This is a genomic window from Kitasatospora nipponensis, from assembly GCF_039528135.1.
GTDB lineage: Bacteria > Actinomycetota > Actinomycetes > Streptomycetales > Streptomycetaceae > Kitasatospora > Kitasatospora nipponensis.
Genome location: NZ_BAAALF010001204.1, coordinates 1 through 507 on the forward strand (window position 1 = coordinate 1; position 507 = coordinate 507).

Here is a 507-nt window from a genome sequence, read left to right on the forward strand (position 1 = left end):
CGGCCGGGCCCGAAGGGGCGCCCGCCCCCGTTCCCCTGCGCCACCCGTCCCCCCGACACCGCAGATCGCTGTTCGGCATTATCGCCGAACAACCTCCGGTTGTTCAGGCTTCAGCAGGACCGGCCCGGACGAACAACGTCGATGAACCGACGAGCCTGCGACGTTCATCTCCACTGCTCACCCCGGCACTTGGAGACTTCGATGCCCCTGCTGACCCTCACCCCCCGCGTGCTCGGCAACCTGCAGCGCGTGCTGCTGGTGGCCCTGCTCGCCCCCGTCCTCGCGGTCATGGTGCTCGCCACCGTGCCCGCGCTCGCCGTGCTGCCGTTCCTCCCGGACGGCGACCGACGGACCGTCAGCCTCCTGAAGACCCACGCGACCACGGCGGCCGTCCTGCTGCGCGGCAGCCGGCCGGGCAACTGAACGTCGCCGTGACGCCGGATCAGCTCTCCTCGACCGCCAGCCACGCACCGAGCTTCTCCGGGTTGCGGACCGCCCAGATCCGGG

General features: G+C 71.4%; 1 protein-coding gene. It reads left to right on the top strand.

The genetic code is table 11. From position 1 onward, the window contains the following. Positions 1-201 precede the first annotated feature (201 nt). Positions 202-423, top strand: a complete 222-nt coding sequence (locus tag ABD323_RS45675; RefSeq protein WP_184911242.1) for a hypothetical protein — start codon at positions 202-204, stop codon at positions 421-423. Positions 424-507 lie beyond the last annotated feature (84 nt).

Excerpts from the sequence above, each read along its gene's own strand:
- ABD323_RS45675 (WP_184911242.1), top strand. The coding sequence starts at position 202 with ATGCCCCTGCTGACCCTCACCCCCCGCGTGCTCGGCAACCTGCAGCGC.